This window comes from Micromonospora endophytica (assembly GCF_003236305.1).
GTDB classification, from domain to species: domain Bacteria; phylum Actinomycetota; class Actinomycetes; order Mycobacteriales; family Micromonosporaceae; genus Micromonospora; species Micromonospora endophytica.
Window position 1 is genome coordinate 1 of sequence record NZ_POTX01000310.1, and the last position, 5,656, is coordinate 5,656.

5 protein-coding genes are annotated in these 5,656 nt (G+C 73.0%); 3 read left to right on the plus strand and 2 right to left on the minus strand.

Features of this window, described 5'->3' with window-relative positions; translation table 11 throughout:
* Window positions 1-149: 149 nt before the first annotated feature.
* From C1I93_RS27635 to serS, 3 genes are all read left to right on the plus strand, one after another.
* A complete protein-coding gene (locus C1I93_RS27635) occupies window positions 150-1,322 on the plus strand; it encodes a saccharopine dehydrogenase family protein (protein WP_111246204.1) in 1,173 nt (390 codons plus the stop codon).
* Between the two features lie 207 nt (window positions 1,323-1,529).
* Entirely contained in the window at window positions 1,530-2,642 is a 1,113-nt protein-coding gene (locus C1I93_RS27640; RefSeq protein ID WP_111246208.1) for a DNA polymerase III subunit beta family protein, read from the plus strand.
* A 137-nt stretch (window positions 2,643-2,779) separates the two neighbouring features.
* Entirely contained in the window at window positions 2,780-4,060 is a 1,281-nt protein-coding gene (serS, locus tag C1I93_RS27645) for a serine--tRNA ligase (RefSeq protein WP_111246205.1), read from the plus strand.
* 5 nt (window positions 4,061-4,065) lie between these two features.
* Here the strand turns inward: serS and C1I93_RS27650 are convergent, their stop codons facing one another.
* Together C1I93_RS27650 and C1I93_RS27655 are read right to left on the minus strand one after the other, a co-directional pair.
* Window positions 4,066-5,004 (minus strand): cytochrome c biogenesis CcdA family protein, encoded by a 939-nt coding sequence (locus tag C1I93_RS27650; protein ID WP_111246206.1) that lies wholly within the window; start codon window positions 5,002-5,004, stop codon window positions 4,066-4,068.
* 55 nt (window positions 5,005-5,059) lie between these two features.
* The coding region (locus C1I93_RS27655) for a redoxin domain-containing protein (protein WP_438819595.1) at window positions 5,060-5,656 on the minus strand (597 nt) is incomplete at its 5' end.

Here is a 5,656-nt window from a genome sequence, read left to right on the forward strand (position 1 = left end):
ATCCCCTCCCCCGGTCCTGCCGCCGGCGGTTACCCCACCCGGGCCGGTTCACCCCTTCCGGAGGAGAGCCGCTTCACCTCTTCCGCCAGCCTGCCGGTAGGGCGACCGCACAGACGGCGGTCCGGCGGCCGGAGTGAGATGATCGCGAAATGGCTGCGGATCGGACGTATCACATCGTGCTGTTCGGGGCGACCGGCTTCACCGGCGGGCTCACCGCGGAATATTTGGCCCGGCACGCCCCGGCCGGGCTGCGCTGGGCGATCGCCGGACGCAACCCGGACAAGCTGGCCGGGGTGCGGGACCGGTTGGCCGCCATCGAGCCCGCCCTGGCCGGACTGCCGCTGCTCACCGCCGACGTCACCGATCCGGCGTCGCTACGCGCCGTGGCGGCGGACGCCCGGGTGGTGGCCAGCACCGTCGGACCGTTCATCCACCACGGGGAGCCGCTGGTGGCGGCCTGCGCCGCCGCCGGCACCGACTACCTCGACATCACCGGTGAACCGGAGTTCGTCGACCTGATGTACGTGCGTCACCACGCCGAGGCGGTGCGCAGCGGTGCCCGGCTGGTGCACGCCTGCGGCTTCGACTCCGTCCCGCACGACCTGGGCGTCTGGTTCACCGTCAAGCAACTCCCCGCCGACGTGCCGATCACCGTCGACGGCTACGTACGCGTGGGCGCCAAGTTCTCCGCCGGCACGTACCACTCGGCGCTCACCGCCTTCTCGCGTACCCGCCAGACGTCCCAAGCCGCCCGCGAACGCCGCGCGGCCGAGCCACGCCCCACCGACCGTCGGGTCCGTATCGGGCCCGGCAAGCTGGGCCGGTCGCGGGACCTGCCGGTCTGGGCGGTGCCGCTGCCCACCATCGACCCGCAGGTGATCCGCCGGTCCGCGGCGGCCCGCCCGGAATACGGGCCGGACTTCCGCTACCGCCACTTCGCGGCAATCAAACGGCTGTCGACAGTGCTGATGGCCGGTGCCGGCCTGGGCGCGGTGACCGGGCTGGTCAAGCTGCCACCGACCCGGCGTTGGCTGTTCGGCCGGCTCGCCTCCGGCCAGGGGCCGAGCGCCGAACAGCGGGCCAAATCCTGGTTCCGCATCCGTTACGTCGGCACCGGCGGCGGCCAGCGGGTACGCACCGAGGTGGCCGGCGGTGACCCCGGCTACGACGAGACCGCCAAGATCCTCGCCGAGTCGGCCCTCTGCCTGGCCCTGGACGACCTGCCCCCCACCTCGGGGCAGCTCACCCCGGTCACCGCGATGGGCGACGCCCTCCTGCACCGCCTCACCACCGCCGGCATCACCTTCCGCCTGCTGGAGTGAAAGGAGGGGCCCCCTATTAACGCCTGGTGTATAGGAAGGGCCCCCTATTAACACCGCACCCCCGCCGGCACCGCACAGCAGCGGCGACAGGCAGCGGCGAGCAGCGGGCAGCGGCGGGCAGCGGGCAGCGGCGGGCGGCGGCCAGCGCGGCGGGTGCTTGACTCTCGACCTGGTTGAGGCGGCAGGATCGCGGGCGTGGAGAGCGACCTGCGCAGCATCGGCGAGCTGGCCCGGGCCAGTGGACTCACGGTGAGCTCCCTGCGGTTCTATGACGCCGCCGGGGTGCTGGTGCCGGCTCGGGTCGACTCGGTTACCGGGTACCGCCGATACACCGATGACCAGGTGGCACCGGCCCGCCTGGTCGCCGGGCTCCGCCGGATCGGCATGCCGGTGCCCGAGATCGCCCAGGCGGTCCACGCCGAGCCAGCCGTCGTACATCGGCTGCTCGACACGCACCTGCGCCGGCTGGAGGACGGGCTCGCCGACGCCCGCCGCGAGGCGTCCCGCATCCGTGAGCTGCTGTCGGACCACCCGGCGTCGGCCGCCAACTGGCTCGTCCTGGCCGGCCGGGACCTGGCCGCCGCCGTCGACGCCGTCCGGTTCGCGGTCGGCACCGACCCCGAGCTGCCGGCGCTGTCCGGCGTACTGCTGGAAGTGGCCGAAGACGGCGTACGGCTGGTTGCCACCGACCGGTACCGGCTCGCGGTGGCCTGGGCGGACGCGGCGGTGCACGGCTCGACGGTGCGGACGCTGTTGCCGGTCGCGGCGGTGGACGAACTGCGCCGGTTGCTGGCCGGGGTGGACGACGACGCCCGGGTGTGGCTCACGGTGGCCGGGACGCAGGTCGTGGCCGACGTCGCCGGGCATCGGCTGCCGATCACCGCGCTACCGCACGATTTTCCGGACTATGCCCCGTTGTTGCCGCCCGGCGGTGCGAGCCGCCGCGTTTCGGTGGACGCCGACTGGCTGGTCGCCGCGTTGCGGGCGGGCGAGCCGACATTCACCCGCGAGTACGCCGGCCGGCAGGTGCCGGTGACCGTGCTCGGCCTGCGCGGCCCGGATGCGGTACGCCTGCTCGCCCCCGGAGACCAACTCGAAGAACCACTCGGAGAACCACTCGGAAAACACCTCGGAGAACCGCTCGGGGCCGACCTCACCGAACTGCACGTCGGCGTCAACGGCGACTACCTGCTCGACGCGCTGGACGCGGCGGGCCGGCCACACTTGGTGCTGGAGCTGGACGGTCCGACCGCCCCGCTGGCGATCCGCCGACCGGACGACGAGATCGCCTTCTCCCTCCTGATGCCGATCCGCCTCTGAAGCATTCCGATCCGCAGCATTCCGATCCGCCGCTGAAGCCCGGGTGAGCCGCGAAGCGGGTCCGGGAGAAGGGGCGATCCGGGCGCAGCGGTAACATCCTCTGGTCCGGCCCGAGCGACGGAGGCGTACGGAACAGCATGCTCGACATGGAGTTGATCCGGAAGGATCGCGACGCGGTGGCGACCGCGCTGGCGAAGCGGCTGGACGCCGCCGAGGTCGACCGGGCGCTGGACGCGATCCAGCAGCTCGACCGGGAGCGCCGCCGGCTGATCAGTGAGATCGACGGGGAGCGCCAGCGCCGCAAGGCCGAGGCTCGGGCGTACGCCCAGGCCAAGCGCTCAGGTGTCGAGCCGCAGGTGACCGACGAGGCCGGCCGCAAGCAGGTCGCCGAGTTGGAGGCGGAGCTCGACGAGGTGCAGTCGCGGCTGCGTACCGTGATGAGCGAGCTGCCCAACCTGCCCGCCGACGACGTGCTGCCCGGCGGCAAGGAGGCCAACCGGGTGGTGAAGACCTTCGGCGAGCCGCCGGCGATCGAGAAGGTCCGGGACCACGTCGAGTTGAGCCGGCTGCTCGGCCTGGTCGACCACGAGCGCGGGGTGAAGCTGGGTGGCTCCGGTTTCTGGATGTACACCGGCGTCGGCGCCCGACTGGAGTGGGCGCTGGTCAACTGGCTGATCGAGCGGAACATCGAGGCCGGGTACGATTTCCTGCTCCCGCCGCATCTGCTGCTGGACACCGCCGGTTTCGCCGCCGGTCAGTTCCCGAAGTTCTACGACGACGTCTACCACCTGGACAAGCAGTCCGCCCCGCGTGGGCAGTTCCTGCTGCCGACGGCGGAGACGGCGATCCTCGGTGCGTACCAGGACGAGATCCTGGACCCGGCGAAGCTGCCACTGAAGGTGTTCGCGTACACCCCCTGCTACCGGCGGGAAGCGGCTGGTTCGCACTCCGACGAGCGCGGCACGGTCCGGGGCCACCAGTTCAACAAGGTGGAGATCTTCCAGTTCACCCTGCCCGAGCAGGCCGACGCGGCGCTGGAGCAGATGGTCACCCACGCGGAGAGCCTGGTCGAGGGGTTGGGCCTGCACTACCAGCGCAGCCTGCTGGCGGCCGGTGACTCCAGCGCGTCGATGCGCAAGACCCTCGACATCGAGGTCTGGATGCCGAGCACCGGCAAGTACAAGGAGGTCTCGTCGGTCTCCTGGGGCGGTGACTACCAGGCCCGCCGGGCGGCGATCCGCTACAAGGAGCCCGGCGGCAAGCAGACCCGTTTCGTACACACCCTCAACGGCTCGGCGCTGGCCACCAGTCGGCTCTTTCCGGCGATCCTGGAGCAGTTCCAGCAGCCCGACGGCTCGGTGCTGGTGCCGGAGGTGCTCCGCGACCGGCTCGGCACCGGCCGCCTCACCCCCCGCTGACCGCCTCACCCCCCGCTGACCGCTTCACCTCCCGCCGGCTGCGCGCCCGCCGGTTCAGCAGCGTGCGCCGATTCGGTGTTAATAGGGGGCCCCTGCTCTACACCAGGCGTTAACAGGGGGACCCTCCTTCGCAGCAAGGCGGCGGTGAGGAGGAGGGTGGCGAGGAGGAGGGCGAGCACGGTGGGGCCGGCGGTGTCGACGACGCCAGCCAGCCAGCGCTGGACACCGGCGGCGGCGGTGATCACCGGGTCGGTGAGGGCCTCGCGGCGGCCGGCGAAGAGTCGCGCCTCGTACCAGCCGTACCAGGCGACGTAGCCGCCGGCGAGCAGCAGCACCAGGCCGCTGAGCCGGGGCACCCAGGTGCCGGCGCCGCGCAGCCGGGCCACCACTTCGCCGCGCACCAGCGCCACGCCGAGCGCGGCCACCGCCACCACCAGACCCATGCCCAGGGCGTACGCGCCGAACAGCGCCATCCCGCGCAGCGTCGAGCCGGCCTGGAGGCTGGTCACCACGGTGGCCAGGAAGGGCGCGATGGCGCAGCCCAGCGAGGCGACCGCGTACGCCATGCCGAAGAGCACCATCGACGGCAGCGTGCGGGTCAGTCGCGGCGCCCGGGCCAGCAGCCGTGGGGTGGGCAGCCGGCGGCCGGCGAGCAGCCAGCAGCCGAGCGCCACCAGCAGCAGTCCCAGTCCGACGGTGAACCAGGGCAGCCGGGGCCGCAGCCAGCCGGCGAGCGGGGCCAGGGCCAGCCCGAAGGCGCCGAACACGACGACGTACCCGAGGGTGAGCGCGCCCGCCGCGGTGAGCGCCCGCCGGATCGCGCCCCGGGTGTCGGTGGCCCCGGCGACAAGCAGCGACAGGTACGCGGGCAGCATCGCGAAGCCGCACGGGTTGACCGCGCCGAGCATGCCTGCGGTCAACGCGAGCAGCAGCGGCGCCTCCATCAGCCGCCCCCTGGGCGCGCCGACGAGCAGTGGCCGGCGAGGTGTGCGGCGGGCATCAGGCGGCCAGGGCGGTGACCCGGCGGGTGAGGTCCTCCCCGTCCAGCCAGCCCTGGTGGACCACAGTGCCGTCCCGGTCGATGATCACGAAGGTGCTCTGCTCGACGACCTCGAAGCGCCGCCAGAGCGTCCCCTCCCGGTCGTCGAGCTGCGGCACCGGCTCCAGCTCGAACTCGGTGACGAAGTCGGTCATCGCCTTGTGTTCGCCGAGGCCGGCGATGCCGATGATCGGCACGGTGTCCCGGAAGCCGGGCGCGATCTCGGCCACGGTCCACGCCTGGCTGGCGCAGGCGGCGCACCAGGGCGCCCAGAACCAGAGCACCACCGGGCGGCCGGCCAGGCCGGCGGCGTCGAACGCCGCACCGTCGAGGGTCTTGCCGGTGAACCGCAGCGTCTTCGGCACCGGCCCGGGGGTGGCCGGACCGGTCGAGGGCGAGGGGTCACCGACGGCCGGGGTGGTGGGTGCCGGGCCGGCCGGCGGGGCGGCCTCGGCATCCGGGTCGGCACCGCAGCCCGCGACGGCCAGCACCCCGGCGAGCAGCGCGGCGAGCAGCGACGGTGACCGTCGGCGTCGTCGCCTACCGGTGGACCGTCC

What these genes read in the sequence shown, in the direction of transcription:
- C1I93_RS27635 (WP_111246204.1), top strand. Translation starts at nt 150, where the DNA reads ATGGCTGCGGATCGGACGTATCACATCGTGCTGTTCGGGGCGACCGGC.
- serS (WP_111246205.1), top strand. Translation starts at nt 2,780, where the DNA reads ATGCTCGACATGGAGTTGATCCGGAAGGATCGCGACGCGGTGGCGACC.
- C1I93_RS27650 (WP_111246206.1), bottom strand. Translation starts at nt 5,004, where the DNA reads ATGGAGGCGCCGCTGCTGCTCGCGTTGACCGCAGGCATGCTCGGCGCG.